24 protein-coding genes and 3 riboswitches are annotated in these 25,727 nt (G+C 65.3%); of the genes, 6 read left to right on the forward strand and 18 right to left on the reverse strand.

From position 1 onward, the window contains the following. Positions 1–109: 109 nt before the first annotated feature. The 3 genes from sdaAA to gcvH form a co-directional block, all read right to left on the reverse strand. Positions 110–1,003 (reverse strand): L-serine ammonia-lyase, iron-sulfur-dependent, subunit alpha, encoded by an 894-nt coding sequence (gene sdaAA, locus I8J29_RS17040; RefSeq protein ID WP_208848737.1) that lies wholly within the window; start codon positions 1,001–1,003, stop codon positions 110–112. A gap of 14 nt (positions 1,004–1,017) precedes the next feature. After that, complete coding sequence (sdaAB, locus tag I8J29_RS17045) at positions 1,018–1,683, reverse strand: L-serine ammonia-lyase, iron-sulfur-dependent subunit beta (protein WP_208848738.1); 666 nt, start codon at positions 1,681–1,683, stop codon at positions 1,018–1,020. Between the two features lie 66 nt (positions 1,684–1,749). After that, a complete protein-coding gene (gcvH, locus tag I8J29_RS17050; protein WP_208848739.1) occupies positions 1,750–2,142 on the reverse strand; it encodes a glycine cleavage system protein GcvH in 393 nt (130 codons plus the stop codon). A 221-nt stretch (positions 2,143–2,363) separates the two neighbouring features. Beyond that, positions 2,364–2,481, reverse strand: a riboswitch (glycine riboswitch). A gap of 147 nt (positions 2,482–2,628) precedes the next feature. Continuing rightward, positions 2,629–2,727: riboswitch (glycine riboswitch) on the forward strand. 3 nt (positions 2,728–2,730) lie between these two features. Beyond that, positions 2,731–2,836: riboswitch (glycine riboswitch) on the forward strand. A 118-nt stretch (positions 2,837–2,954) separates the two neighbouring features. Here gcvH and gcvT point away from each other — a divergent pair. Genes gcvT through gcvPB form a run of 3 tightly spaced genes read left to right on the forward strand, consistent with a single transcriptional unit; the run spans position 2,955 to position 6,942 of the window. After that, on the forward strand, positions 2,955–4,070 hold the full coding sequence (gene gcvT, locus I8J29_RS17055; protein WP_208848740.1) for a glycine cleavage system aminomethyltransferase GcvT: 1,116 nt from the start codon (positions 2,955–2,957) through the stop codon (positions 4,068–4,070). Positions 4,071–4,075: 5 nt separating this feature from the next. Then, positions 4,076–5,440 carry an aminomethyl-transferring glycine dehydrogenase subunit GcvPA gene (gene gcvPA, locus I8J29_RS17060; protein ID WP_208848741.1) on the forward strand — a complete coding sequence of 455 codons (1,365 nt, stop codon included), beginning with the start codon at positions 4,076–4,078 and terminating at the stop codon, positions 5,438–5,440. Next, a complete protein-coding gene (gene gcvPB / locus I8J29_RS17065) occupies positions 5,437–6,942 on the forward strand; it encodes an aminomethyl-transferring glycine dehydrogenase subunit GcvPB (RefSeq protein WP_208848742.1) in 1,506 nt (501 codons plus the stop codon). The genes gcvPA and gcvPB overlap by 4 nt, the downstream gene beginning before the upstream one ends. Before the next feature lie 964 nt (positions 6,943–7,906). Here gcvPB and I8J29_RS17070 read toward each other — a convergent pair. Then, positions 7,907–8,791 carry an AraC family transcriptional regulator gene (locus tag I8J29_RS17070; RefSeq protein ID WP_208848743.1) on the reverse strand — a complete coding sequence of 295 codons (885 nt, stop codon included), beginning with the start codon at positions 8,789–8,791 and terminating at the stop codon, positions 7,907–7,909. A 144-nt stretch (positions 8,792–8,935) separates the two neighbouring features. On the opposite strand from I8J29_RS17070, the gene I8J29_RS17075 reads away from it, so the two are divergent. After that, positions 8,936–10,027 carry a Gfo/Idh/MocA family protein gene (locus I8J29_RS17075; RefSeq protein ID WP_208848744.1) on the forward strand — a complete coding sequence of 364 codons (1,092 nt, stop codon included), beginning with the start codon at positions 8,936–8,938 and terminating at the stop codon, positions 10,025–10,027. After that, positions 10,024–10,827, forward strand: a complete 804-nt coding sequence (locus I8J29_RS17080) for a sugar phosphate isomerase/epimerase family protein (RefSeq protein WP_208848745.1) — start codon at positions 10,024–10,026, stop codon at positions 10,825–10,827. Before I8J29_RS17075 ends, I8J29_RS17080 begins: the two co-directional genes overlap by 4 nt. 208 nt (positions 10,828–11,035) lie before the next feature. Here the strand turns inward: I8J29_RS17080 and I8J29_RS17085 are convergent, their stop codons facing one another. From I8J29_RS17085 to uxaC, 3 genes are all read right to left on the reverse strand, one after another. Continuing rightward, complete coding sequence (locus tag I8J29_RS17085; protein WP_208848746.1) at positions 11,036–12,334, reverse strand: Gfo/Idh/MocA family protein; 1,299 nt, start codon at positions 12,332–12,334, stop codon at positions 11,036–11,038. Positions 12,335–12,396: 62 nt separating this feature from the next. Beyond that, complete coding sequence (locus I8J29_RS17090; RefSeq protein ID WP_208848747.1) at positions 12,397–13,899, reverse strand: tagaturonate reductase; 1,503 nt, start codon at positions 13,897–13,899, stop codon at positions 12,397–12,399. Further along, positions 13,896–15,335 carry a glucuronate isomerase gene (uxaC, locus tag I8J29_RS17095; RefSeq protein ID WP_208848748.1) on the reverse strand — a complete coding sequence of 480 codons (1,440 nt, stop codon included), beginning with the start codon at positions 15,333–15,335 and terminating at the stop codon, positions 13,896–13,898. Before uxaC ends, I8J29_RS17090 begins: the two co-directional genes overlap by 4 nt. A 120-nt stretch (positions 15,336–15,455) precedes the next feature. Between uxaC and I8J29_RS17100 the strand changes: the two genes are divergently transcribed. After that, a complete protein-coding gene (locus I8J29_RS17100) occupies positions 15,456–16,316 on the forward strand; it encodes an AraC family transcriptional regulator (RefSeq protein ID WP_208848749.1) in 861 nt (286 codons plus the stop codon). Positions 16,317–16,515: 199 nt separating this feature from the next. Here the strand turns inward: I8J29_RS17100 and I8J29_RS17105 are convergent, their stop codons facing one another. The 11 genes from I8J29_RS17105 to I8J29_RS17155 form a co-directional block, all read right to left on the reverse strand. Beyond that, a complete protein-coding gene (locus I8J29_RS17105) occupies positions 16,516–17,154 on the reverse strand; it encodes a bifunctional 4-hydroxy-2-oxoglutarate aldolase/2-dehydro-3-deoxy-phosphogluconate aldolase (protein ID WP_208848750.1) in 639 nt (212 codons plus the stop codon). A gap of 60 nt (positions 17,155–17,214) precedes the next feature. Beyond that, a complete protein-coding gene (gene kduD / locus I8J29_RS17110) occupies positions 17,215–17,964 on the reverse strand; it encodes a 2-dehydro-3-deoxy-D-gluconate 5-dehydrogenase KduD (protein ID WP_090644488.1) in 750 nt (249 codons plus the stop codon). After that, positions 17,954–18,730, reverse strand: coding sequence for a DeoR/GlpR family DNA-binding transcription regulator (locus I8J29_RS17115; RefSeq protein WP_208848751.1), 777 nt, complete (start codon positions 18,728–18,730; stop codon positions 17,954–17,956). The genes kduD and I8J29_RS17115 overlap by 11 nt, the downstream gene beginning before the upstream one ends. 34 nt (positions 18,731–18,764) lie before the next feature. Next, positions 18,765–19,598: a 5-dehydro-4-deoxy-D-glucuronate isomerase gene (kduI, locus tag I8J29_RS17120; protein WP_208848752.1), complete on the reverse strand. Its 834-nt coding sequence runs from the start codon at positions 19,596–19,598 to the stop codon at positions 18,765–18,767. Positions 19,599–19,811: 213 nt separating this feature from the next. Further along, on the reverse strand, positions 19,812–20,699 hold the full coding sequence (locus I8J29_RS17125) for a TolB family protein (protein WP_208848753.1): 888 nt from the start codon (positions 20,697–20,699) through the stop codon (positions 19,812–19,814). Between the two features lie 49 nt (positions 20,700–20,748). Next, a complete protein-coding gene (locus tag I8J29_RS17130) occupies positions 20,749–21,201 on the reverse strand; it encodes a VOC family protein (RefSeq protein ID WP_208848754.1) in 453 nt (150 codons plus the stop codon). Between the two features lie 212 nt (positions 21,202–21,413). Next, on the reverse strand, positions 21,414–22,112 hold the full coding sequence (locus I8J29_RS17135; protein WP_208848755.1) for an SDR family NAD(P)-dependent oxidoreductase: 699 nt from the start codon (positions 22,110–22,112) through the stop codon (positions 21,414–21,416). A gap of 99 nt (positions 22,113–22,211) precedes the next feature. Further along, positions 22,212–22,667, reverse strand: a complete 456-nt coding sequence (locus I8J29_RS17140; protein WP_208848756.1) for a VOC family protein — start codon at positions 22,665–22,667, stop codon at positions 22,212–22,214. Next, positions 22,660–23,838: a Gfo/Idh/MocA family protein gene (locus I8J29_RS17145; protein WP_208848757.1), complete on the reverse strand. Its 1,179-nt coding sequence runs from the start codon at positions 23,836–23,838 to the stop codon at positions 22,660–22,662. Before I8J29_RS17145 ends, I8J29_RS17140 begins: the two co-directional genes overlap by 8 nt. A 47-nt stretch (positions 23,839–23,885) precedes the next feature. Then, the gene (locus I8J29_RS17150) at positions 23,886–24,776 is read right to left on the reverse strand and encodes a carbohydrate ABC transporter permease (RefSeq protein WP_208848758.1); all 891 of its coding nucleotides are present in this window, start codon (positions 24,774–24,776) and stop codon (positions 23,886–23,888) included. A gap of 18 nt (positions 24,777–24,794) precedes the next feature. Continuing rightward, positions 24,795–25,685, reverse strand: coding sequence for an ABC transporter permease (locus I8J29_RS17155; RefSeq protein ID WP_208848759.1), 891 nt, complete (start codon positions 25,683–25,685; stop codon positions 24,795–24,797). Positions 25,686–25,727 lie beyond the last annotated feature (42 nt).

Raw genomic sequence — 25,727 nt, forward strand, 5'->3', positions numbered from 1 at the left:
CCGCCTCTGTCGTTCTCGGCTCGATGATGATTTCCGGTTTCGAATATTATTTCAGCTTCGAGGATCGCCTAGGTTTCGGTTATGGCTTCGGCTTCGATTATGATTTTGGTTATGGCTTCGGCTTCGGCCGCGCGTTCCGCAGCCGTTCGGCGATCTCGCGCCCGGTCGGCGTCTGCGCCAGGCCGCCGAGCGCCGTCTCGCGGTGCGCGGCGGGCATCGCCGAGCCGATCTCCAGCATGACGCCGATTACCTCGTCCGACGGAATGACGCTTCGCACGCCGGCGAGCGCCATGTCGGCGGCCGCCAGCGCGTTGACGGCGCCGAGCCCGTTGCGGACGATGCAGGGCACCTCGACGAGCCCGGCGACGGGATCGCAGACGAGCCCGAGCGTGTTCTTGAGCGCCAGGCCGACCGCGTGGACGGCCTGCTCCGCGCTGCCCCCGCGCAGCTCGGTCAGCGCGCCCGCGGCCATGCCGATGGCGGAGCCGACCTCCGCCTGGCAGCCGCCCTCGGCGCCGGAGACGAAGGAATTGTTGGCGATGACGTACCCGATGGCGCCGGCTGCGAACAGCCCCTCGACGAGCTTCCCGTCCGGCCAGCCGAACCGCTCCTGCGAGCTGACGAACACGCCGGGGATGATGCCGCACGAGCCGGCGGTCGGCGTGGCGACGATGCGCCCCATGGAGGCGTTGACCTCCGACACGGCGAGGGCGTACGCCATCGCGAGGCCGGCCCAGCTGCCGACGGACGGCTCGCCGCGCTCGAGGTACGCGTTCATTTTGCGGCCGTCGCCGCCGACGAGGCCGCTGCGCGAGACGGGCTCCTCGTCCAACCCCTTGCGGACCGCTTCTTTCATCACGTGGTAATAGCCGGCCATCTGGCGAAACGCGTCCTCCTCGGACACGCCGGCTTCGGCCGCCTGCTCCGCGAGCATCAGTCCGCCGATCGTCCGGCCTTCCGCGGCGCACAGCGCCGCCAGTTCTTGCAGCGTTCGGAATCTCATCTCGCCAGCTCCCCTTAGTTCAGATGAATGACGGCCGCTTCCGCGACGTGCGGCAGCGACGCGATCGCGGCCAACAGCGCCTCGTCCGGCATCCGGTCGCATTCGGCGACCGTCAGCGCCGCGCCGCCGCGCCCCTGCCGGCCCGTCTGCAGGTAGCCGATGTTGAGGCCGGCCCCGCCGATCGCCTGCGCGATGGCGGCCAGGACGCCGACCCGGTCGGCGTGCGTGACCGCGATCGCCGGATAATGACCCGAGCAGCCGGCCTTGAAGCCGTTGATCTCGTGAATCTCGATCGTGCCGCCGCCGACCGACGCCCCGCCGACCGAGACCGTGCGCACGCCGCGCGCGGCTTCGATCTCCGCATAGTTGGGGTGGGGCTTCGTCCCGGCTCCCCGGCGGATCGTCACCCCCATGCCCGCCTGCTCCGCTTCCGCGAAGGCCGACGGAATCCGCCCGTCGTCCGCGGCGAAGTCGAGCAGCCCGCCGACGATCGCGAGATCGGTGCCGTGGCCGGCGAACGTTTCGGCGAAGGAACCGTACAGCGTGACGACCGCCCGCTCCGGCACGTCCCCGAGCAGCTGCCGGGCCGCCCGGCCGAGCCGCGCCGCGCCCGCGGTATGCGAGCTCGACGGGCCGACCATGACCGGGCCGATGATGGCAAACACGTCCTTAAACCGCATGGCTTCGTCTCCCCCTGCGCGGCGCGCGGCGCATGACGGCCGCCTGACGCGGATCGCGCCGCCCGATTATTTGCCCGTAATGAACGCCTCGTAGCGCTCCGCGTCGAGCATCCCCGCGACGACCTCCGCCGCATCCCCGTCGACTTCGACTTCCGCGATCCAGCCTTCGCCATAAGGATCGGAGTTGACGAGCTCCGGCGCGTCCAGCAGCGCTTCGTTGATCTTCGTCACGCGGCCCGTCACCGGGCTGTACAGCTCGGACACCGTCTTGACCGATTCGATGGACCCCATCGGCTGGGTTGCCTCCACCTCGGCGCCGATCTGCGGGAATTCGACGAACACGATGTCCCCGAGCTGAACCTGGGCAAAGTCCGTAATGCCGACCCGAATGCGCCCGTTCGCCGCCTCCGCCCATTCATGCTCCTCCGTATAACCCCGTCCTTGCTTCACTTCGCTCATGTTCAGCATCCTCTCGTCATATGGATTGGCTTGCTCTGTTCCCGCAGGGCCGCGCGGCCTCCGCTTTCCGGATACCGGAGCTGCACGGGAGCCGCGCACATGCAAAAAAGGACAGAGCTTCGGCCTGTCGCCGAATTCCCTGTCCTTGGTACCTGAGAGTTTGGGCGGCCCGGACGGACCGCGTTTACCCCTTTGGTGGCTGCACGCTCTCTCCAGAGCCGCGTCGAATGGCGGTTCCTTGTACCTGAGAGATTGATCGCCGGCCGGCTAGCCGTCGACTTGCTCCTTCGGTGCCCGCGGGAAACGCTTCCCTGCCGGGTCTCTCCCATCCATCGTCATCCGCTTATGATCGTATGTATGCCTAGCTTACCGGACCGGACGAGCTCATGTCAATATACCTAACAAGCAATTTATTTTTTTCGCGTTTCCCCGTTGACGTTCGACAAGAATGTCATGTATAAGTAAATTATCCAACCGAATATGCGGATGATGATAACGGGAGAGATCGCGGATGGCACGATCGCGGCGCCGAAGGAGTAAGCCCGGCCGGGTGAATCTCTCAGGCAAAAGGACCTTTATCGGACGCGCCTCTGGAGAGCACGCCGCACCGGACGCGGGAAGTCCGCGGCGTCACCCACGGGGAAACCCCGGGCAATAGCGCCCGCGGGGCAACTCTCAGGTACAAAGGACAGAGCGAAACGATCGGGCGCCGAGCGGCTATGCTGCTTCGGGCGACGCTTCTTTTCGCCGCTGTCCTTCTTTGCGTTTTCGACCGTTTGCGTTCGTTCAAACCCGTCCAAGGAGGTTCAAGTATGGAGAACCCGCTCAAACGCACCCCGATCTACCCGCTTTACGCCGAATTTCCCGAAGCGCGATGCATCGATTTCGGCGGATGGGAGCTTCCCGTCCAGTTCTCCGGCATTCAGAAGGAGCACGAGGCCGTCCGCGCGCGGGCCGGCCTGTTCGACGTGTCCCATATGGGCGAATTCCTCGTGACCGGCTGCTTCGCCGAGGCGTTCCTGCAGCGGCTGACGACCAACGACGTCGCCAAGCTGAAGGACGGCCAGGCGCAATACGCGCTCTTGTGCTACCCGGACGGCGGGGTCGTCGACGACCTGCTCGTCTACCGGATCACGAACGACCAGTACCTGCTCGTCGTGAACGCCGCCAATATCGCCAAGGACTTCGAGTGGCTGCGCGAGCATCTGATCGGCGACGTCGCCCTCGAGGACCGTTCCGACGCGTTCGCCCTGCTCGCGCTGCAGGGTCCGGAAGCCGCCGTGATTTTGCGGGACGCGACCGGCGGCGGTTTCGACGGCCGCGAATTGACGCCGTTTCATTTCGCCACCGGCGTCCCGGTCGGCGGCGCGAAGGCGCTCGTCTCGCGAACCGGCTACACGGGCGAGGACGGCTTCGAAATCTGCCTCGCCGCGGAGGACGCGCCGCGGGCCTGGCGCGCGCTGCTTGCGGCGGGCAAGCCTTACGGCCTCGTGCCCGCCGGCCTCGGCGCGCGGGATACGCTCCGCTTCGAAGCCCGGCTGCCGCTGTACGGCCAGGAGCTGTCGAGCGCGATCTCGCCGCTCGAGGCGGGACTCGGCTACTTCGTGAAGCTGGACAAAGGCGATTTCATCGGCCGCGACGCGCTGCTGGCGCAGAAGACCGGCGGCGTGACGCGCAAGCTCGTCGGCATCGAAATGATCGACCGCGGCATTCCGCGGCATGCGTATAGCGTCTACGGCGACGGCCGTCGCATCGGCGAGGTGACGTCCGGCACGCAGTCGCCGACGCTGAAGCGCAATCTCGGGCTCGCCCTCGTCGACGCCCGCTTCGCCGCGCTCGGCACGGAGCTGCAGGTTGACGTCCGCGGCAAGCTGCTGCACGCCCGAGTCGTGCCGGCCCCGTTTTACAAACGAACCCCGAAGGAGTGATTCCCATGGCCAACGCGCATCGCTATATTCCCATGACCGAAGAAGACCGCGCCGAGATGCTCGCGGCGATCGGGGCGGGCTCCGTCGAGGAGCTGTTCCGCGACATCCCCGAGGACATCCGCTGCCGCGGCGTCCTGCCGATGTCCCCTGCGCTGGACGAACCGTCCCTGCTCGGGCACCTGAAGGAACTCGCCGGGCGGAACGCCGATACCGGCACCCGCGCGAGCTTCCTCGGCGCGGGCATCTACGATCACCACATTCCCGTCGTCATCAACCATTTGGCGACGCGGTCCGAATTTTATACGGCCTATACGCCGTACCAGCCGGAGATCAGCCAAGGCGAGCTTCAGGCCATCTTCGAGTTCCAGTCGTACATCTGCGAGCTGACCGGCATGGCCGTCGCCAACGCCAGCATGTACGACGGCGCGACGGCGCTCGCGGAAGCGGCCGCGCTGGCGTCGGGCGCGGCCAAGCGCAAGCGCATCGTCGTCTCCCGCGCGGTCCATCCGGAAGCGCGCGAGGTCGTCGCCGCGACGGCGCGCGGCCTGAACCTCGAGCTCGTCGAGGTCGGCTACGCCCCGGACGGCTCGACCGACCTTGACGCCCTGCGCCGGGCGGTCACGCCGGAGACGGCGGCCGTGCTCGTGCAGTCGCCGAATTTCTTCGGCTGCCTCGAGGATCTGGCCGCCATCGCGCCGATCGCCCACGGCGTGGAAGGGCTGCTCGTCGTCAGCGCGAATCCGATCGCGCTCGGCCTGCTCGAGGCGCCCGGCAAGCTCGGCGCGGACATCGTCGTCGGCGACGCGCAGCCGCTCGGCATTCCGCAGTCGCTCGGCGGCCCGACCTGCGGCTTCTTCGCGGTCGCGGAGCCGCTCATGCGCCGGATGCCGGGCCGCATCGTCGGCCAGACGAAGGACATCGACGGCAAGCGCGGCTTCGTGCTCACCCTGCAGGCGCGCGAGCAGCATATCCGGCGGGAGAAAGCGACCTCCAACATCTGCTCCAACCAGGCGCTGCTCGCGCTGTGCGCTTCGATCTACCTGTCGACGATGGGCAAGCAGGGCTTGATCGACGTCGCCGCGCTCAACGCGCGGAAGGCGCATTACGCAGCCGGCGCGGTAGCGGCGCGCGGCGGCTTCTCGCTGCCGTTCGCGGCGCCGTTCTTCAACGAATTCGTCGTCCGGCTGCCCGAAGGCGTCTCCGTCAAGGACGCGAATCTGGCGCTGCTGCGCGGCGGCTATCTCGGCGGGTACGATCTCGGCCTCGCTTATCCGGAATTGGCGGGCCATATGCTCGTCGCCGTCACGGAGAAGCGGACGCGCGGCGAAATCGACGGCTTCGCGGCCAAATTAGAGGAGGCATCCGCATGACGAACACGAATGTGCCCGAAAGCGCCACGGCCCCGGGCGAGCCGGTCAAGCCGGACAAAGCGCTGATCTTCGAGCTCAGCCGCCCGGGACGCGTCGCCTATTCGCTGCCGGCGTGCGACGTGCCGGAGGAGAGACTCTCCGCGCTCATTCCCGAAGCGCTGCTGCGGCAGACGCCGGCGCAGCTGCCCGAGGTGTACGAGGTCGACGTCGTGCGGCATTACACGGAGCTGTCGCGCCGCAATTTCGGCGTCGACAACGGCTTTTACCCGCTCGGCTCCTGCACGATGAAATACAATCCGAAAATCAACGAGGACGCGGCGCGCCTCGGCGGCTTCGCCAACCTGCACCCGTATCAGCCGGAGGAAAGCCTGCAGGGCGCGCTGGAGCTGCTCCATACGCTGCAAAACGACCTTGCCGCGCTGACGGGCATGGACCGGGTGACGCTGCAGCCCGCCGCCGGCGCCCACGGGGAATGGACCGGGCTCATGATGATCCGCGCTTACCACGAAAGCCGCGGCGAGCGCCGGACGAAGGTCATCGTCCCGGATTCCTCGCACGGCACGAACCCGGCCAGCGCGACCGTCGCCGGCTTCGAGACGGTGACCGTGCCGTCCGACGCGCGCGGCCTGGTCGACCTGGGCGCGCTGCGCGCGGCCGTCGGCACCGACACCGCCGCGCTCATGCTGACCAACCCGAACACGCTCGGCCTGTTCGAGGAGCAGATCGCCGAGATCGCGCGGATCGTGCACGAGGCGGGCGGCCTGCTCTATTACGACGGCGCCAATTCCAACGCCATCATGGGCATCGCCCGGCCGGGCGACATGGGCTTCGACGTCGTCCACCTGAATTTGCACAAAACGATGAGCACCCCGCACGGCGGCGGCGGCCCGGGCGCCGGTCCGGTCGGCGTCAAACGCGCGCTGATTCCGTTTCTGCCGAAGCCGACCGTCGGCCGCCGCGACGACGGAACGTACTATTTCGACTACGACCGTCCGTCGTCCATCGGCCGCGTGAAGGCGTACTACGGCAATTTCGGCATCCTCGTCCGGGCGTACACGTACATCCGGACTTACGGTCCGGAGGGACTGCGCCACGTATCCGAATGCGCGGTGCTGAACGCCAATTACATGATGCACCGGCTGTCGTCGCACTACGAGGTGCCGTATCCGGGCGTGTGCAAGCATGAATTCGTCCTGTCCGGCCGCGGCTTGAAGCCGTACGGCGTCCGCACGCTCGACGTCGCCAAGCGGCTGCTCGACTTCGGCTATCATCCGCCGACCGTCTATTTCCCGTTGAACGTCGAGGAATGCATCATGATCGAGCCGACGGAGACGGAAAGCAAAGAAACGCTCGACGGCTTCATCGACGCGATGATCCGCATCGCCGAGGAAGCGCGGCTGACCCCGGACGTCGTCCTGAACGCGCCGTACGGCACGGCCGTCCGCCGGCTCGACGAAGCGACGGCGGCACGCAAGCCGGTGTTGAACTGCTCCTGCGGCTGACGCGGCGAGGCGCGGCAGGTAGGCGTCCCCGTGCCAAGCAAGTCTCGCTTGCCCGCGACATTTGCAGCGTCGCTGAGCGGTTCTGGCGGCGAGGATTCGGGCTTCCCTACGCGCAAAAAAGCCTCTTGCCTCGCCTAGTCGGCGGGGTTGGAGGCTTTTATCGTTGGAAGCTTTTTTCGGCGCAACCGGAGGAAATGGTAGAGCACCTCCTGTAATTAGCTCCGTCACTCTCTTTCGCGCGTGAAAGATTTGTAACCAAGCTGAGGTCTCCCTCGTCGCTTTCGTGCACTTAACCACTTCCGTCACTTATGTAGGCTACCCCCTCACCTTCTTGCACCTAAACGCTCCACCTTCGCACCCATGTAGGTGACCCCGTCACCCTCCTGCACCGAAACGCACCATTTCCCCACCTATGTAGGCTGCCTCGTCACCTTCTTGCACCTAATCGCTCCACTTCCGCACCTATGTAGGTGACCCCGTCATCCTCCTTCACCGAAACGCTCCACCTTCGCACCCATGTAGGTGACCCCGTCACCCTCCTGCACCGAAACGCTTCACCTTTGCACCCATGTAGTTGTCCCCATCACCCTCCTGCACCGAAACGCTCCACTTCCGCTCCTATGTAGGTGACCTCATCACCTTCTTGTACCTAAATACTCCACTTCCGCACCTAGGTAGGTGACCCCGTCACCCTCCTTCACCGAAACGCTCCACCTTCGCACCCATGTAGGTGACCCCGTCACCTTCTTGCACCTAAATGCCACACTTCCGCAACTAGGTAGGTGACCCCATCACCTTCTTGCACCGAAACGCTCCGCTTCCGCACCCATGTAGGTGACCCCGTCACCCTCCTGCACCGAAACGCTTCACCTTCGCACCCATGTAGGTGACCCCGTCACCCTCCTGCACCGAAACGCTTCACTTCCGCTCCTATGTAGGTGACAAACGCCTGCCCTGCTCCTCCTCACCGGCCGTTGCGGTACCCGCGAGGCGACACGCCGCAATACGCCTTGAACTGCTTATTGAACGCGCTGAGCGACTGAAAGCCGCTGCGCTCGGCAATCTCGATGACGGAGAGGTCCGTCGTCCGCAGCAGGTCCATCGCGTCCTGCACGCGCAGCCGCACGACTAATTCATGCGGCGACGCCCCGGTGAGCAGGCGGAACTGCTCGAAGTAGCGGCTCTTGCCCATGCCCGACTGCCGCGCCAGCGCCTCGCCGTCCACCGCCTCGCGGTAGCGGTCGAGCAAATAACCGACGGAATCCGCGATTTCGGTTTGCGGCAGGGCATTCCCGGCCGAAGCGGCTTCGGCCCCCGCTCTTCTTCCCGCTCCCGCCGCAGCGCCCGGTCCGGCCGCGCCCGCCGACTCGGCGGCAAAGTCGTGCACCTCCAGCAGGATGCCGAGCAGCGCGGCGAACTGCCTCGTCTCCGCGGCGGCTTCTCCCGCCTCCTTCGCCCGCACGGCCGCCTCCGCCGCCTCGCGGATGCGCGCGGCGCGCGGCGACGACGCGGGAAGAAGCGGCGCAAGCCCGCGGCCCGCATAGAACGGGACGAGCAGCCGGCTGCCGCCCGGCACCGCCCGCACGGCCGAAGGCGTGAACAGAATCAGGATCGCCCCGAACGTTTCGCCCGGCTTCGCGTAGCTCCAATGCGGCTCGAACGGCCGGCACAGGAACGCGTCGCCCGGCCGGCCGGCGTACGTCCGGTCGCCGAACCGGTACGTCAGCTCGCCTCGCAGCAGCACGCCGATTTCCAGGCAATCGTGCACGTGCAGGTCATGCTCCTCGTCCGAGCCCGTAACCGGAATAAACGAGAACGATCGCGTCAAATGAAGCCGCTCGACGTACATGCATTCCACCTCGCTTCGAATCTGTACCCACTATAGCCGCATCGCGGACAAAATGACAAGTTTACGGCCGCGGCGAGCGAGAGTTCGGCGCCGGCCCGTGATACAGTGGGGACGAAAGCGAATTCTCGATGAGGTGATCCAAGCATGAGACTGTATTTGATCGGCGCGGGCGTCATCGCCCGGACGCATGCCGAAGCGGCGGCGAAGCTCCCGGTAACCGCGGAGCTCCGCGTGGCCGACCCGAGCCCGGCGGCGCTGGAGGCGTTCGCCGAGCGGTTCCCGGACGCGCTGCGCTTCGCGGACGCCGAAGCGATGCTGGCGGCGGAGCCGCCGCGCGAGGACGACATCGTCATCGTCGCCACGCCGCCCTTCGCGCACCTGGAACCGGTCAAGCTGGCGCTGCGTTCCGGACGCCACGTGCTGTGCGAGAAGCCGCTCGCGATGAACGACGCGGAAGCCGAAGAGATGCTGCGCGTCGCCGGCGAATGCGGCCGGAAGCTCGGCTGCTGCAGCGTCCGTTTCAAAGGCATGGCGCATATGGAGGCGGTCAAGCGGGTCCTCCGTTCCGGCGCTCTCGGCGACGTCTACCACGCGACCTTCGCGCACAAGAGCGAACGCAGCCGCGCCGGCATCGAGTACCAGCCGGCCAGCCGGTGGTTCCTGGACAAGTCGAAAAGCGGCGGCGGCATTCTGATCGACTGGGGGCCGTACGATTTCGCCACGCTGATCGACGTGCTCGACCCGGCCGAGATCGAGTTCGGCGGCGCATGGACGCGCCGGCCGGTTACGGAGGCCGACCCGGCCGACGTCGTCTTCGACGTCGAGACGCACGCCGGCGCGTACATGACGTTCCGCGGCGCGGGCGAACCGGTCCGCGTGCATTACGAGCGCGCCTCCTGCGCCCACGGCGAAGCCTGCGGCCGCGCGGAGATCGAAGGCACGCGCGGCGCCGTCCGGTGGCATCCGTTCGACTCGAAGCAGCCCGTCTACATCCGCTACGACAAGGGCGGCAGCATCGTGGAAGAGCAGGTCGAGACCGGGCCGCGCGGCGACCTGACCATCTTCGACAACCCGCTCTTCCACTTCTGGGCGGAGCTGCAAAACGGCGAATCCCTGTCGAACACGGGCCGCCGCGCGGTCGACCATTTCCGCTGCCTGTCCGCCTTCTACGCCTGCGCGGAGACCGGGCAGAAGCAAACCGTCGCCATCGCCGGCGCGAAAGGAGAACGGGCATGAAGATCATCGGATACTCCTCCAACCTGTACGGCTGGAGCGAACGGTGGAAATCGGACGGCAAGGCAGTCGACTGGCGGGCTATTTTCCGGGCTTGCGCCGATGCCGGACTGGACGCCGTCGAAATCGACGCCGACGCCGGGCAGCTGGCCTTGCTGCGGGAATTCGGGCTCGCCGTCTCCGCTTCCTACGTCGGCCTGCAGCTCCACGGCGACTATGACGCCGTGGAGGCCGGCGCGCTGCCGGCCGCGGAGCGGCTCGCCGCCGCCGGCGGCAAGGAGCTGCTCGTGAACGCCGACCCGTACGGCGGCTGGAAGCAGCCGCTGCCGAAGCCGGAGGACCTCGTCAAGCGGCAGGGCGACAATCTGAGCCGGCTCGCCGCGCGGGCCGAGGCAGACTTCGGGCTGCGCCTCAGCCTGCACAATCACGCGGCGGACCGTCACAACGCGGAGGCCGACCTGCGCTCCGTCGTCGAATTCGCGGACCCCGCCGTCGGCTTGTGCGTCGATACCGGCTGGTCCCATGTCGCCGGCTGCGACCCGGTCGGCTGGGTTCGCCGGTACCCGGAGCGGATCGCCGCGTTCCACCTGCGCAACCAGCGCGGGGGCGTGCCGGCCGAGGACTTGACCGAGGGCGACATCGATTTCCGCGCCTTGGCGGACGCGATGGCCGACGCCAACTACGAAGGCTGGCTCGCGCTCGAGCTGTGGCATCCGCGGGAAACGATGCCCGCGCGCTCCATGGAAGAGGACGTGCGCCGCTCCCTGGCCATGCTGCGCGGCCTCGTCGGCGAGCGGACATAAGTCCGCGCGCGGCTCCGCCACGCATAACCAGCGCAAAAAAGCCGGCTCCGGCGTCACGCGACGCGGGAGCCGGCTTTTTGTCCGTTTCCGCTCAACTGGCTTTTTGTCCGTTTCCGTTTCCGTTTCCGTTTCCGTTTCCGCTCAACAAGCTGCGCCTGGTTTCCGCAGGGGCGTGTCTCCCCCGCAAACCAATTCCGTCTTCCCCGGCTTACTTGCCGTCGTAAAACTTGACCAGCTCGTCGACCTTCACGGCCTGCCCCGTGCGGATCGACTTGTTGGCCGCGATGCCCGTCAGGATGGACCGCGCGCCGTCGACGTGGTCGGCCGCGCGGTTGAACTCGTCCGCGACCGGAACGCCGAAAATATCGTTCAGCAGCACCGGGTCGCCCCCGCCGTGCCCGCCGTCGCCCAGCTCGAATTCGGCTTTGTACGGCTCGCCGAACATCGGGAAGACGAGGATCGACACGCCCTGCACCGCGCCCTCCAGCGCTTTGTCGCCGCCGGAGTTGACGTACGACTGCTCGACGACCTGCATTTCGATGCGGCCTTTGGTGCCGTTGAACGCGATGCGGTAGCCCTCCCACGGCAGATAGGCGTTAAGCGAGTACGACAGCTGCGCCTTGTTCTTGTACTTGACCAGCACGCTCATCGTGTCCTCGATCGAGATGCCGTCGCCGAAGACGCTCTGGTCGCGCCGGTAGCCGTCCTCCGCTTCCGCGTCGAGGTACATCGCCTTCAGATGCTCGTTCTCGTCCAGATGCAGCGCGAACGGATCGTCCTGCGCGTTCGGGTTGCCCGTCGCGCGGTCGTAGAACTTCGTCACCCCCCGGTTCTCCGCGTTCTCGCGGCCGTAGAAGAGCAGGTCGCCCATGGCGAAGACGGTGTCCGGCTCCGAGCCGATCCAGAAGTTGACGAGATCGAAATGATGCGTCGACTTGTGCACGAGCAGGCCGCCTCCGTTGCGCTTGTCGCGGTGCCAGCGCCGGAAATAGTCCGCGCCGTGCTGCGTGTTGAGCAGCCATTCGAAATGCACCGACGTCACGTCGCCGATCGTGCCCTTGGCGATCAGCTCGCGCGCCTTGGTGTGATGCGGCGCGTAGCGGTAGTTGAACGTGACGCGCACCTGGCGTCCCGTGCGGTGGACGGCGTCGAGAATCCGCTGGCACTTGCCCTCGTCCACGGTCATCGGCTTCTCGGTAATGACGTCGCAGCCCAGCTCCAGCGCTTGAATGATGTACGTATGATGCGTCCGGTCCACGCTCGTGACGATGACCGCGTCCGGCTTCTCGGCCTCGATCATGCGCGCGAACTCGTCGTGTTTATAGGTGCGCGCCGCCGGATAATCGTATTTCTCCGTCAGCAGCTTGTTCGCGTAGTCCATGCGCGTTTGGTTGATATCGCAAAACGCGACCAGCTCAGACGTCTCGCGGTAATGGTTCGCGATCGCGGAATAGAAGAATTCCGCCCGTCCGCCGATGCCGACCTGCACGTATCTTTTCTTAGCCATTCGTTCGTACGCTCCTTTAGTCAGGTTCGCCTGCCTGGTGTTTGAGTTGAAATCCGCAATCGTCAAGCCCCGCTCCGGGTCCGCCCGTCCCCCCGGCCGAAACGCTCGGCCAGCGAAGCGGCGACCGCCTCGGCGAGTCCGTCCAGCGCCGTCAAATCCTCGCCCCATACCGCCTCCAGGCGCAGAATGTTCGCCGCCGTGCGCGCCGGATCGTATCCGCCGCCGGCCGGCCCCGGCGCCCATGCGCCGCGAACCGCTTCGACAAGCGTCTCGTCGTCCCGCGGTTCGGCCGGCGCGCCGTCCGCGGCGTAAGCGTCCCGCGGGCGGTACAGCCAGATCAGCGCGGCCAGCGACCGCGCGATGACGACCGGAATGCTCCCTTCGGCCTGCGCGTACGCCTTCAAGGAAGGCAGCAGCCGCGTCCGCCATTTCGACAGGCTGTTCATCGCGATATCCGTCAGCCGGTGCCGGATGTACGGATTGCGGAACCGGTCCAGCGTCCCGCTCACGTAAGCGTCCGCCTCCGCGCGCGGCAGCGGCAGGCCGGGCAGCACCTCGTCCCGCAGCGCCCGCTCCCAGACCTCGCCCCACGCCGGATGCTCCATCGCTTCCCGCACCTCGGACAGCCCGTCCGCTAGCCCCAGCGTCGCCATCATCGTGTGCGCGCCGTTCAGGATGCGCACCTTGAGCAGCTGGTACGGCGTCAGGTCCTCGACCCAGCGCACGTTCAGCCCCGCCTGCGCCAAGGGCAGCCGCGATTCCAGGCCGTCCGTCGCCTGGATCGCCCACAGATGGTACGGCTCCGCCGTCGCGAGCAGCGGATCGGAATAGCCCCATGCCGCGAACAAGCCGTCCGCTTCCTCGCGGGGATACCCGGTGACGATCCGGTCGACGAGCGTGTTCACGAACCGGTTGGACGCTCGCACCCACCGCTTGAACGCCTCCGAGAGCCGCCAATCGTCCGCATGGCGGAGCACGATGTTCAGCAGAAGGTCGCCGTTCCGCTCGAGCAGCTCGCACGGCAGATGAACCAGTCCCCGCTCGGGATCGCCGGCGAAGGTCACGAACCGGCGATAGAGGAACACCGTCAGCTTGCCCGGGAACGAGGCCACGGGCGCGCCGGGATTCCATTCGGCCTGCTGATACGCGAGCCCCGCCTCCGTCGTGTTGGAGACGACGAACTCCAGCTCCGGCGAATCGGCCAGCGCCAGGAAGGCGTCCCATTCCTCGTACGGATCGATCATCCGGGCGAACACGGAGACGATTTCGCGCTCCTCGACCTTCCGGCCGTCCTGCAGCCCGCGCACGAGCAGCGTATACGCGCCCCGCTGGGCCTTCAGCTTCTCCAGGTTCGGCTTGCCGGCCGGGCGCGGCTGGGTCACGGCGACGCCCCCGCCGAACAGCCCCTGCGCGTTGCAGCGCTGCACCATCCAATCGACGAAGCCGCGCAGGAAATTGCCTTCGCCGAACTGCAGCACTTTCACGGGCAGCCGGCAGACGGCCTGCCCTTCCGGCAGCTGCGCCAGGCCGGGGACGGCGCCGCCGGGATTGACCTTCGCCGTCATCGCGCGGTCCCTCCCGCCGCTTCCACGCCGTCGAAGCGGAAATAATTTGCCGCGTTGCGGTACGAGATGTCCTGCACGATGCCGCCGAGGTAGGCCATGTCATGCGGCGCTTCCCCGTTCTCCGCCCAGCCGCCGAGCAGATTGCACAGGATGCGGCGGAAATATTCGTGGCGGGTGAACGACAGGAAGCTGCGCGAATCGGTCAGCATGCCGACGAACCGGCCGAGCAGGCCGATGTTCGCGAGCGAGGTCAGCTGGGCGAGCATCCCGTCCTTCGTATCGTTGAACCACCACGCCGAGCCGAGCTGCAGCTTGCCCGGGATGCCGCCGCCCTGGAACGAGCCGATGATCGACGCCAGCACGTCGTTGTCCCGCGCGTTCAGCGAGTAGAAAATCGTCCGAGGCAGCGCGCCTTCGCGCTCCCACGCGTCCAGCAGCCCGACGACCGCCTTCGCCAGCGGGCCGTCGTACATCGAATCGTACCCGGTGTCCGGGCCGAGCGCCGCGAACATCCGCCCGTTGTTGTTCCGGTGGGCGTGCAGATGGAGCTGCATGGCCCATTCCCGCTTCGCGTACCATGCGCCCAGCCGAAGCAGGGTAAAGGTTTTGTAGCGCTCCTCTTCTTCCTTGGACAACGGCTCTCCTCCCAGCGCCTTCTTGAACGCCGCGGCGGCGTCTTCGAACGAAGCGTCCGCATGCGGGACCTCGTCCAGCGCATGATCGGACACCCGGCAGCCGTGCTCGTGGAAATCGTCGACCCGCGATTCCAGCGCGGCGAGCAGATCGCCGTAATCCAAAATCGCCCGGCCGGTCGTCTCCTCGAGCCGCCGCAGCCACGGCCGGAACGTCTCCTTGCGGATGTTCAGCGCCTTGTCCGGGCGGAACGACGGCAGCACCCGCGCCTCGACGGTCCCGTCCGCCCGGATCGCCTGATGGTGCTCGAGCCGGTCGGCCGGATCGTCGGTCGTGCAGATGACCGCCACGCGGCTCTTGCGGATCAGGTCGCGGACGGCATAGCCTTCGCCGGCGAAGCAGGCGCCGGTCTGCTCCCAGATGGCGCGGGCGTTCGTTTCGTTCAGCAGCTCATGCACGCCGAACAGCCGGCGAAGCTCCAGATGCGACCAATGATAGAGCGGGTTGCCGATCGTCTGCGGCACCGTGCGCGCCCAAGCGGCGAACCGGTCGTAGTCGCCGATGCCCGGCCCGCCGGTCACGAGCGGCTCCTCGACGCCGTTCGCCCGCATGGCGCGCCATTTGTAATGGTCGCCGTACAGCCACGCTTCGGCCAAATTGGCGAACCGCTTGTTATCCGCGATTTCCTTCGGGTCCAGGTGGCAGTGGTAATCGATGATCGGCAGCGACGCCGCGTAGTCGTGGTACAGGTTGACAGCGGTTTCGTTATGCAGCAAAAATCGTTCGTCCAGGAACGGCTTCATGCGCGAATCCTCCATTCTCATCGTGTTCTTATGGTATCATAAGACAAAATACATCCGGCGGAATGGCCGATTTTGTTCAATCCTCCGGATATATGATCGATTTTGTCCCGAGGTGAGCACATGAGCGCAAGAGAGCAGGTTATCGTCGAGTACGGGCACGAGGAAGGGGAATTCTACCTCAGCCAGGTGCAGCGGACGGAGCCGTTCGAGCGGAACAACCACTATCACGGCACGTACGAGATCTACTATCTGCTGGCGGGCAGGCGGTACTACTTCATCAAGGACGCCTCGTATTCCGTCGCGGCCGGGGATCTGATCTTCATCAACAAATACGACGTGCACAAGACGTCCGTGCTCGGCTCCCCGCAGCACGAGCGGATCGTCATGAATTTCAGCGACGATTTCCTCGGCAAGGACCATCCGCTCTTCCGGCCCGAGCTGCTGCGGATGTTCGTGCGCGAGCCGCATCAATTCCGGCTGAAGCCGCAGGAGCAGTGGCATGTCGAACGCTTGCTGGCGCGCATGGCCGAGGAAGCGCGGCGGCGGGATGAAGGCTTCGAGCTGTCCCTGCGGCTGCTGCTGACGGAGCTGCTGCTGTTCGCGGCCCGGCTGAAGGCCGAGCCCGCCGATGCCGCCGAGGATCCGCTCAGTCCCGTTCACCGCAAGATCGGGCAGGTCGTCAAGCATCTGAACGCCCACTTCAGCCAGAGGCTTCCGCTGCCCGAGCTGTCCACCGCCTTCGGGCTCAGCCCCGCCTATCTCAGCCGCACGTTCAAGAAAATCACGGGCTTCACGATCGTCGGCTACCAGCACCTGATGCGCGTTCGCGAAGCGCAATCGCTCCTCGCCGCGACGGACGACAAAATCGCGGACATCGCCGTCGCCGTCGGCTTCGAGCAATTCGCGCATTTCAACCGGACGTTCAAGAAGCTCACCGGCGCCTCGCCGACCCGCTACCGCAAATTGAACCGCCGTCCGTAGCCCGGCGATCCGCGCCGCGCCGCCCCGCGAGCCGCGCGCGAATGCGCCGCCGGCTCCCGCGCGAAAAAAAAGCCCCGGACCCCGGGGCTTTTTCGCTGGTATTGTCGCTGCTTGTCGCCGCTATCCTCGCTATGCGGTCTTATCCGCGCCCGCGTCCGGTTCGCGGCTCAAGCAACGCCGTGCGCTTGCCGGGCTCGCGTTACGACAAGCCCTTCGCCGCCGCCGCGAACGCCTTCGCCAGCTTCGTCAGTTCCTCGAATTTCCCTTCCTTGACGAGCTGCTTGTCCACGAGGTTGCCGCCGAGTCCGACCGCGGCCGCGCCGGCGTCCAGCACGCCGCGGATGTTCTGCAGGTTGACGCCGCCGGTGGCGATCATCGGAATATGGTTCAGCGGCGCGCGGATTTCCTTCAAGTAATTCACGCCGAGCGAGCCGAGCGGGAACAGCTTCACCGCCGTCGCGCCGGCCTTGAATGCGCGCACGATCTCGGTCGGCGTCATCGTGCCCGGCCAGACGTCCACGTCGTGCTCCAGCCCGTACGCGATGACTTCCTCGTCCAGGTTCGGCGAGATGATGTATTCCGCTCCCGCGGCGACCGCTTCCTTCGCCTGCCCGAGATCGAGCACGGTGCCGGCGCCGATCCGCATGCGGCCGGCATATTGCTCCCGGAACCGGGCGATCATGCCGAGCGCCCCGTCCGTGTTCAGCGTCACCTCCAGGAAGACGATGCCGCCGTCGGCCAGCGCCTTTGCCGTGGCATCGCCCGCTTCCTCCGGAATGCCGCGGATGATCGCGATGATTTTCTCCTCGTACAGCGCCTGCAATAAATTCAAAGACATGATTGAACTCCTTTCTCCGAACGCCTCCGTTCGGCAGCCGATCCGTGTACCGGACCGGCGTCAGCGGGCCATCCAGCCGCCGTCGACGCAGAGCACGTGGCCGTTCATATAGTCGGAAGCGGAGGAGGCCAGGAACACCGCCGGCCCCTTCAAATCGTCCGGGCTGCCCCAGCGGCCCGCCGGGATGCGCTCCAGGATGGCCTGGCTCCGCTGCTCGTCCGCCCGAAGCGGCGCCGTGTTGCGCGTGGCGATGTAGCCCGGCGCGATCGCGTTCACCTGAATGCCTTTGCTCGCCCATTCGTTGGCGAGCGCCTTCGTGACGCCGGCCACCGCGTGCTTGCTCGCCGTGTAGCCGGGCACGTTGATGCCGCCCTGGTAGCTGAGCATGGAGGCGATGTTGATGATTTTGCCGCTGCCCCGCTCGATCATATGGCCGCCCGCGAGCTGGCTGAGGAAGAACAGCGCGTTCAGGTTCAGGTCGATGACGTCGTGCCAATCCCGGCGCGCGTGCTCGGCGGCGGGCGCGCGGCGGATCGTGCCGGCGTTGTTGACGAGAATGTCGACCTGCCCGAAGCAGCCGAGCGCCCGGGCGAAGACCGCCTCCAGCCCGTCCAGGTCGCTCAGGTCGGCGGAAAATTCCGCGATCGTGCCGCCGAACGCGCGCGCCAGCGCGACCGTCTCGGCGCTGTTCGAGGCCGAGACGGCGACGACCGACGCGCCCGCTTCCGCGAGCCCGACGGCGATCGCCTGGCCGATGCCGCCGGACGTGCCGGTGACCAGCGCCGTTTTGCCCGTTAAATCAAAGCTCATCGCTTCCACTCCCTTGTATGATTACCCGCGCGCCGCCCTGGCGGAACAGCTCCGCCGTTCCGGACGGCATGCCCGAGTCCGTAATGATCGCCGCGACCTCGTCCAGCCTGGCGAAGGTGAAGAGCGCCCCCTGCCCGAACTTGTGGTGATCCGCCGTCACGTACGAGGCCTTCGCCGTCTCCAGCCACGCCCGCTTGATGCCGACGGATTCGCCGGAATAGATCGTGAAGCCGTATTCGGCGTGCACGCCCGTCGCGGAGAGAAACGCCTTCGTGATGTTCAGTTTGCGGATGTAGGCTTCCGCTTCGGCGCCGATCAGCACGTTCCGGCTCTGGTAGCCGCCGGGCACGACGAGGCGGATCCGCTCCCTGCGGGACAGCTCCGCGATGATGAGCAGGTCGTTGGTCACGACGGTGAGCGGCTGATCCGCAAGCTGCCGGGCCATCTCCAAGGTCGTGCGCCCGCCGTCCAGGGCGATGACCTCGTTCGGCTCGACGAGCGCCGCGGCCGACGCCGCGATCTCCCGGCGCTCCGCCGCGTTCGGCGCTTCCTCGCGCTTCGGCGACAGGATGCCGAGCTGGTTCGGCTGCGCGAGCACCGCCCCGCCGTGCACGCGGGCCAGCAAACCTTTCTCCTCCAGCTTCGCCAGGTCCTCCCGGATCGTCTTGCCCGTGACGCCGAGCGCCTCGGTCAGCTCCGCGACCGTCACCTCGCGCGCGGCCAGCAGCGTTTCCATGATCTTCTCGTATCTTCGCAGTGGGTTCATGTCGGATTCGTCGCTTTCTTGCGTAGTTTTGCTCTTATTTTAAATCTTTCATGGCCACGGCGTCCATGTCCTCGAACACTTGGTTCTCGCCGGCCATGCCCCAGATGAACGTATAGCTGCTCGTGCCGACGCCGCTGTGGATCGACCAGCTCGGCGAAATGACGGCCTGCTCGCCCCGCACCGCGAGGTGGCGCGTCTCGTCCGGCTCGCCCATCAGATGGAACACGACCCCGTCCTCCGGCATGTCGAAGTAGAAGTACACCTCCGAGCGGCGGTTATGCGTATGGCACGGCATCGTGTTCCACATGCTGCCGTCCTTCAGGAGCGTCATGCCCATGACGAGCTGGCAGCTCTGGATGCCGCCGGTATGGATATAGCGGTAGATCGTCCGCTCGTTGGAATTCGTCCGGCTGCCGAGATGGTTCGGGGACGCCTCGCTGATCGCGGCCTTCACCGTCGGGTACGTCTGATGCGCCGGGGTCGAGTTCAAGTAGTACTTCGCCGGCTTGCCCGCGTCCTCGCTCGCGAAGACGACGTCCTTCGCGCCGCGGCCGACGTAGAGGCAGTCCTTGCTCGCCATCGCGTACGTCTCGCCGTCGACCGTCACCGTGCCCGCGCCGCCGACGTTGATGATGCCGATCTCGCGGCGCTCCAGGAACGTGGCCGCGCCGATCGTCTTCGGGTCCGCCTCGAGCTTGACGGTCTCGCGGACCGGCACGACGCCGCCGATGATGAACCGGTCGACGTGGGAATAGCTCAGCACGAGCTTGTCGGCCTGGAGCAGCCGCTCGATCAGAAACTCGTCCCGCAGGCGGGTCGTGTCGAACGCCTTGACCTCGTTCGGATGGGAAGCATAACGGATTTCCATGATTGCATTCTCCTTTTCATGTTCATTTAAGTTCATTTATTACTTTATATGTTCATTTTAGAGCCGATTCGTCGTTTTGGCAACGGGATTCGCTAAAAATCCGTTGAGGCGTCCAAGCGCAAAGAAGCATGCCGCTTCATCGGCGGCATGCTTCTCGAGTATGGTTATGCGCGAATCGGGCGCAACCCGATCCCGTCAACGATCCGCGGGGGATTACGCTTCTTCCTTCAGCTTGTAGCTCACGAACGCCAAACGTCCGCCGTCCGGCGACCAGGAGTTGACGTTAAGCGTGCCTTGTCCGCCGAACAACGCCGCGAGCGTGCGGTACTCGCCTCCGGCGCTTGCGATGACGCGAATCTCGACCTGCTTGTTCGCGGGGTGGTCGCCCGGCGCGACGTCGTCCTTCCGGTACGTGATGTACGCGACTTGTTCGCCGTCGGGCGATACGTGCGGGAACCAGCTGTTGCTCTCGTCGAACGTCATTTGCGTCTGCCCGCTGCCGTCCGCGTTCATGCGCCACACCTGCATCAGGCCGGATCGCACCGAATTGAACCAGATGTGCTTGCCGTCCGGCGAATACTCGGGCCCGTCGTTCAATCCCTCCGCGAAGGTCAGCTGCCGCTCGATGCCGCCGTCTACGGGAATTTCGTAAATATCGTACTCGCCGTCGCGCTCCGCGCAGTACGCGAGCGTGCGGCCGTCCGGCGACCAGCCGTGCAGATAGCTCGGCGCCATCGGCGTGACGAGGACCGGCTGCCCGCCGGCGAGCGGGAACGTATAGATGCGCGATTGGCCGTCTTCGTAGGTATGATGGCTGACCGCGACGAACGCGCCGTCCGGCGACAAGACATGGTCGTTGTTGCACTGCACGGCGAAGCCCGATTCGATGACCTTGCTCTCTCCCGTGGCGATGTCGAACGCGTAGAGATAGCCCAAGCTGTTATAAATCAAACGCGTGCCGTCGGGGGTCCAATTCGGCGCCTCGACCAAATAATCGAATTCGGCCAGGACGCGCCGTTCGCCGGTCCGCGCGTCGACGGTCTCCAGCAGGCTGACGACGTTTCTTCCCGCTTCCTGCCGCGGTTCCTTCAATCGCTTCATGATCGCTCGCTCCTTCTCGTTATCCGCGGCGCTCCCGGGAACCCGGGCGTTACGCCTTCGGCTTGATGTTCAAATTCACGCCCAGATCGTCCTCGCTGTCGACGATCGTCCAGCTGCTGCCGGGATAGTATCCGACCGTGCGCATCGCGTACCCCATTTCCTCCAGTTCGCCGATCACCGCGTCTCGCTTGTCGCCGACCTGGAAGCCCAGATGATGAACGCCGTTGCCGTGCTTGTCGAGAAACTCGCGGAACGTGCTGTCGCGCTCGTCCGGCTCGTGGAGCTCGATGACGAAGCCGCCGGCCTGAATGACGGCGAACTTGAGGCCGTAATAGGCGGGCTGCCCGCGATAGGTCAATTCCGGATTGCGGGCCGGCGGATGGTCGGCGATGTCCGGCACGGGCACGTTGAAGAAGCGGGCCCAGGTCTCGGCCGCCTTCCGGATGTCCTTCACGACGAGCGCGATCTGGATGAATCCGTCGAAACCGATCGGGTTGTTCATGGCGGTTTTCCCCATTTCGTAGATGAAGTGATGAGTCTTGCAATTCAAAGCGTCGAATCAAAGTTGCTAATTGAAGTTTCTAATCAAAGTTGCTAATCGAAGTTTCTAATCGAAGTTTCAAATCAAAGCTTCTAAATCAAAGCTTCTAATCAAAGCTTCAAATCAAAGCTTCTAATCAAAGCTTCTAATCAAAGCTTCTAATCAGAGCGTCGTCAAATCGGCATTTCCTTCCCTGCATGATCCACGAAATCGAACGGTGCCGCGGGAACGATTTTCCGCTCGATCATATCCAAGATGCCGCTCGCGCTATCGCGCGGATTGCCCGGCGCCGAGGGGCCGCCCATATCCGTCTTCATCCAGCCGGGGTGCACGCTCAGCACCGCGATGCCCCGGTCCTTGACGTAAGCGCGCAGCTGGCGCGTGAACATATTGAGCGCCGCCTTCGACAGCGCATAAGGATAATCGCCCGGGTACGCGTGCGTGACGCTGCCCGCTTCCGACGAGATGTTGATGAGCGCCGCGTCCCGTTCCGTCAGCAGCGGCAGGAAGTGCTTCGCCACCCGCATCGGCCCGAACAGATTGATATCGAACGATTCGGCGACCTCGTCCATCCGAAGCGCCTCGATCGGGGTATTGCGCGCGGCGAGCACGGCGGCGTTGTTGACGATCGCGCCGAGCCGCGTCCCGGCTTGTTTCAGACGGGCGGCCAAGTCCGACAGCCCCGCCTCGTCCGTAACGTCCAGCGCGGCCAAGGCAAGCCGCGCGCCATGCCGCCCGGCGAGCGCGGCCAGACCGTCGCTCTTCGCGGCGGGATCGCGCATGCCGGCGATGACGGCATGCCCGCGCCCGAGCGCCGCCTCGGCGATCGCCAAGCCCAGCCCGCGGTTCGCGCCCGTGATCAGGATGTTCATCGACTTCGCTCCTTCCCCATTCGCCCTTCTACCGGCAAGCGCGCGGCATAACGGACGCAATCGCCCCGTCCCGCGTTCGCAATAATCGGCAAGGGACCGTTAACGATCGTTCTCCAGCAATTCCAGCAGCACCTTCAACGCCCGGGACGAATCCATATAAGCGTATCGTCCGCCGGTATACTCGCCCTTCTGCTGCAGCGGAATGCCGTGCTTCTCCAGCGCGTCGATCTTGTCCTTCATCTTCTCGACGACGAAGGCCAGATGGTGGACGCCTTCGCCGCGCGCGTTCAGATGGTCGCGCCAGGTGCTCGGATGACCGTCGGGCTCGATCAGCTCCAGCTGCACGGGACCCAGATCGATGAACGCCAGCTTCGCGCGCGCCTCCGAAGGCGCGCCGCCGTATTCCGTCTTCGCCTTGTCCGCCGCATCCGTCCAGAACCAGGCCGGCGGCTCGATGCCGAGAAGCTCGGCATACGCGCGCGAGGCCGTTTCGATGTCGTGCACCACCACGCCGATTTGGGCGACGGCGTTCGTGCCCAGCTTCGAATTAGTCATGATCGTCCTCCTTCAATTCGGCGATCGCCACCCAGCGGCGTTCGGCGATGGATATATCGACGGCCTCCAGCACTTCCTGGCACCGGATGCCGTCCCGGAAATTCGGCTCGGGCTGGCGGTCGTCGCGGATGGCTTCCATCAATTCCAGCGCTTCGTGCACGAACGTGTGCTCGAAGCCGATCGTATGGCCGGGCGGCCACCAGGCCTCCATGTACGCATGGGCGGGATCGGTCGCCAGCACGCGCCGGAAGCCCTGCACGTCGTCGGCATCGCCGGTGAAATACACCTCCAGCTCGTTCATCCGCTCGAAGTCGAACCGCAAGCTGCCTTCGCTGCCGTTGATCTCGAATCCGTTCGTGCAGCGATGGCCGGCGGCGAACCGGGTCGCCTCGAAGCTGCCCAAGGCCCCGCCCGCGAACCGGGCCAGGAACAGCGTCGCGTCGTCGACCGTCACCTCGCCGGACGGCCCGTCCGCGCTGCCCTGCGCGTTCAGGCCGCTCATGGATTCGGCGATCGGCCGGCGTCTTACGAAGGTCTCGCTCATGCCGGCCACCTCGTTGATTTCGCCGACCAGGTAGCGGGCCAGATCGATCAGATGCGCGTTCAAATCGCCGTGCGAGCCGGAGCCCGCCACTTCCTTCTTCAGCCGCCAGACGAGCGGGAACGCCGGATCGACGAGCCAATCCTGCAGGAACACGGCGCGGAAATGATGAATCCGGCCGATGCGTCCTTCTTCGATCAGCTTCTTCGCCAAGCGGATCGCCGGCGCGAAGCGGTAATTGAGGCCGGCCATATGCTTGACGCCGGCCGCCTCGGCGGCGGCGAGCATCTCCCGGGCGTCAGCCAGCGACAGCGCGAGCGGCTTCTCGCAGAACAGGTGCTTGCCGGCCTTGGCCGCCGCGATGGCGATTTCCTTATGCGCGTCGCTCGGCGCGTTGATGTCGACGACGTCGATATCCGGCCGCGCGACCAGTTCGCGCCAATCCGTGACGGCATGCGCCCAGCCGAACCGCTTCGCCGCTTCGCGCACGCCCGCCTCGTCGCGGCCGCAGATCGCGTTCATGACCGGCGCCGGCGCGTCCGGGAAAAACATCGGCAAATCCCGGTAGGCGTGGCTGTGCGCCTTGCCCATGAATTTATAGCCGATCATGCCGATTTGAACTTCTTTCATCTCTGATTCCTCCCTGCCGTAACGTTGCCCGATTGCCCGGACGCGGCCTATTCTTTGACCGACCCGAGCGTAATGCCGTGAATGAAGAAGCGCTGCAGGAACGGATAGACGAGCAGCACCGGAACCATCGCGATGAAGATCTTCGCCGCGTTCAACGTCCGGTTGGAGAGCTGGCTCATCCGTTCGAGCTCGTCCGTGGACATCGTCGACGGATCCAGCATGACGACGACCTGCTGGATGTAGGTCTGCAGCGGATAGAATTGCTCCCGCGTCATGAAGACCAGGCCGTACAGAAACTCGTTCCAATGGTAGACGATGCTGAAGAGCGACACGGTGGCCAGCACCGGCGCGGATAGCGGCACGTACACTTTGAGCAAAATATACCAAGGCCCCGCGCCGTCCACGAGCGCCGCCTCGTCCAGCTCCCGCGGCAGGTTGCGGAAGAAGTTCATCGCCAGAACGACGTTGAACACGAGCGTCTGCGCGCCGCCGACCAGCACCAGCGACCAGACGCTGTTGAACAGGCCGAGCTTCCGGATCGTCAAGTACAGCGGAATCAAGCCGCCGTTGAACAGCATGGTGAACAGGACGACCCACATGAGCACGTTGCGGAGCCGGAAATCCTTGATCGTCTTCGACAGCGGGTACGCCATCAGCGGCACGACCAGCAGATTCAGGCCGGCGCCGAGCACGACGCGCTTGACGGACGTCCAGAACGACACGAAGAATTGATTGTCCTGCAGCAGCTGCTTGTAAGAATTCAGGTTGAAGCCGACCGGCCAGAGCGAGATCTGCCCGCCCGCCGCGGCGGCCTTGGTGCTGAACGAGACGGCCAGCGTGTACCAGAGCGGCAGTATGCAGGTCACGGCGACGGCGACGAGTATGACCACGAGCAGGGCGTCGAACAGCTTTGAACCGAGCGTCGTTTCCTTCACCATTTCGCTCGCCTCCTTTCCTTAGAAAATCCGATAATTGGCCCACTTGCTCGCGGCCACGTACGAGAGGGCGATGAGCACGAAGCCGACGACCGATTTGAGCAGGCCGACCGCCGTCGCGAGCTCGTACTGCATGTCCATGAGGCCCGTCCGGTACACCCACGTATCGATGATGTCCCCCGACGAGTACACGAGCGGGTTGTACAGGTTGAAGATCTGATCGAAGCCCGCGTTCAGCACGTTCCCGAGCCCGAGCACGGCCAGCAGGGCGGCCGTCGTGCGGATGCCCGGCAGCGTTACGTGCCACAAGCGGCGCATCCGCGACGCGCCGTCCATCCCCGCCGCCTCGTACAAGGCGGGATTGATGCCGGTCAGCGCGGCCAAGTAGATGATCATGTTGAATCCGAATTCCTTCCACACGTCCGAGCCGACCGCGAGAAACGGGAACAGCGTCGCGTTCGCGAAGAAATTGTGCGCGTGCAGGCCGAAGAACTTCATCAGCTCGTTGATCGGGCCGTCGAAGGCGAACAAGTCGAGCACGATGCCCCCGAGAATGACCCAGGACAGGAAGTGGGGCAGGTACACGATGGTCTGCACCCATTTCTTCAGGACCGCGAGGCGAAGCTCGTTAAGCAGCAGCGCGAAGACGAGCGGGACGATCAGGTTGGCGATAATCTTCATGACGGCGATGAAAATCGTATTGAAGAAGATGCTCGCGGTATCGCTCAGCGTGAACATGTAGCGGAAGTTCTCCAGCCCGACCCATTCGGAGCCGAGCATGCCTTTAACCGGGCTGAACTGCTCGAACGCGATAATAATTCCGAACATTGGGAAAATACTGAATATTCCAAGCCAGACGAAGCCCGGCAGCAGCATGAAGTAGTAGTGCTTGGCGAATCGTTTGCTGTGCATGCGTGTTCCCTCCCCGAAATGTCGGCCGGCGGGCAATGGAAA

Origin of the sequence: Paenibacillus artemisiicola (assembly GCF_017652985.1) — a bacterium.
Lineage (GTDB): Bacteria > Bacillota > Bacilli > Paenibacillales > Paenibacillaceae > Paenibacillus_Z > Paenibacillus_Z artemisiicola.

Bases quoted from the DNA above. Each gene is read 5' to 3' on its own strand.
- I8J29_RS17140 (WP_208848756.1), bottom strand. From the start codon at position 22,667: ATGACTAATTCGAAGCTGGGCACGAACGCCGTCGCCCAAATCGGCGTG.
- I8J29_RS17130 (WP_208848754.1), bottom strand. From the start codon at position 21,201: ATGAACAACCCGATCGGTTTCGACGGATTCATCCAGATCGCGCTCGTC.
- I8J29_RS17145 (WP_208848757.1), bottom strand. From the start codon at position 23,838: ATGAAAGAAGTTCAAATCGGCATGATCGGCTATAAATTCATGGGCAAG.
- I8J29_RS17125 (WP_208848753.1), bottom strand. From the start codon at position 20,699: ATGAAGCGATTGAAGGAACCGCGGCAGGAAGCGGGAAGAAACGTCGTC.
- I8J29_RS17155 (WP_208848759.1), bottom strand. From the start codon at position 25,685: ATGCACAGCAAACGATTCGCCAAGCACTACTACTTCATGCTGCTGCCG.
- I8J29_RS17135 (WP_208848755.1), bottom strand. From the start codon at position 22,112: ATGAACATCCTGATCACGGGCGCGAACCGCGGGCTGGGCTTGGCGATC.
- I8J29_RS17090 (WP_208848747.1), bottom strand. From the start codon at position 13,899: ATGACGGCGAAGGTCAATCCCGGCGGCGCCGTCCCCGGCCTGGCGCAG.
- I8J29_RS17150 (WP_208848758.1), bottom strand. From the start codon at position 24,776: ATGGTGAAGGAAACGACGCTCGGTTCAAAGCTGTTCGACGCCCTGCTC.
- sdaAA (WP_208848737.1), bottom strand. From the start codon at position 1,003: ATGAGATTCCGAACGCTGCAAGAACTGGCGGCGCTGTGCGCCGCGGAA.
- I8J29_RS17070 (WP_208848743.1), bottom strand. From the start codon at position 8,791: ATGTACGTCGAGCGGCTTCATTTGACGCGATCGTTCTCGTTTATTCCG.
- gcvPA (WP_208848741.1), top strand. From the start codon at position 4,076: ATGGCCAACGCGCATCGCTATATTCCCATGACCGAAGAAGACCGCGCC.
- kduD (WP_090644488.1), bottom strand. From the start codon at position 17,964: ATGAGCTTTGATTTAACGGGCAAAACGGCGCTGGTCACCGGCACGTCC.
- uxaC (WP_208848748.1), bottom strand. From the start codon at position 15,335: ATGAAGCCGTTCCTGGACGAACGATTTTTGCTGCATAACGAAACCGCT.
- I8J29_RS17115 (WP_208848751.1), bottom strand. From the start codon at position 18,730: ATGAACCCACTGCGAAGATACGAGAAGATCATGGAAACGCTGCTGGCC.
- kduI (WP_208848752.1), bottom strand. From the start codon at position 19,598: ATGGAAATCCGTTATGCTTCCCATCCGAACGAGGTCAAGGCGTTCGAC.
- sdaAB (WP_208848738.1), bottom strand. From the start codon at position 1,683: ATGCGGTTTAAGGACGTGTTTGCCATCATCGGCCCGGTCATGGTCGGC.
- gcvT (WP_208848740.1), top strand. From the start codon at position 2,955: ATGGAGAACCCGCTCAAACGCACCCCGATCTACCCGCTTTACGCCGAA.
- I8J29_RS17105 (WP_208848750.1), bottom strand. From the start codon at position 17,154: ATGTCTTTGAATTTATTGCAGGCGCTGTACGAGGAGAAAATCATCGCG.
- I8J29_RS17085 (WP_208848746.1), bottom strand. From the start codon at position 12,334: ATGGCTAAGAAAAGATACGTGCAGGTCGGCATCGGCGGACGGGCGGAA.
- gcvH (WP_208848739.1), bottom strand. From the start codon at position 2,142: ATGAGCGAAGTGAAGCAAGGACGGGGTTATACGGAGGAGCATGAATGG.
- gcvPB (WP_208848742.1), top strand. From the start codon at position 5,437: ATGACGAACACGAATGTGCCCGAAAGCGCCACGGCCCCGGGCGAGCCG.
- I8J29_RS17100 (WP_208848749.1), top strand. From the start codon at position 15,456: ATGAGCGCAAGAGAGCAGGTTATCGTCGAGTACGGGCACGAGGAAGGG.
- I8J29_RS17080 (WP_208848745.1), top strand. From the start codon at position 10,024: ATGAAGATCATCGGATACTCCTCCAACCTGTACGGCTGGAGCGAACGG.
- I8J29_RS17075 (WP_208848744.1), top strand. From the start codon at position 8,936: ATGAGACTGTATTTGATCGGCGCGGGCGTCATCGCCCGGACGCATGCC.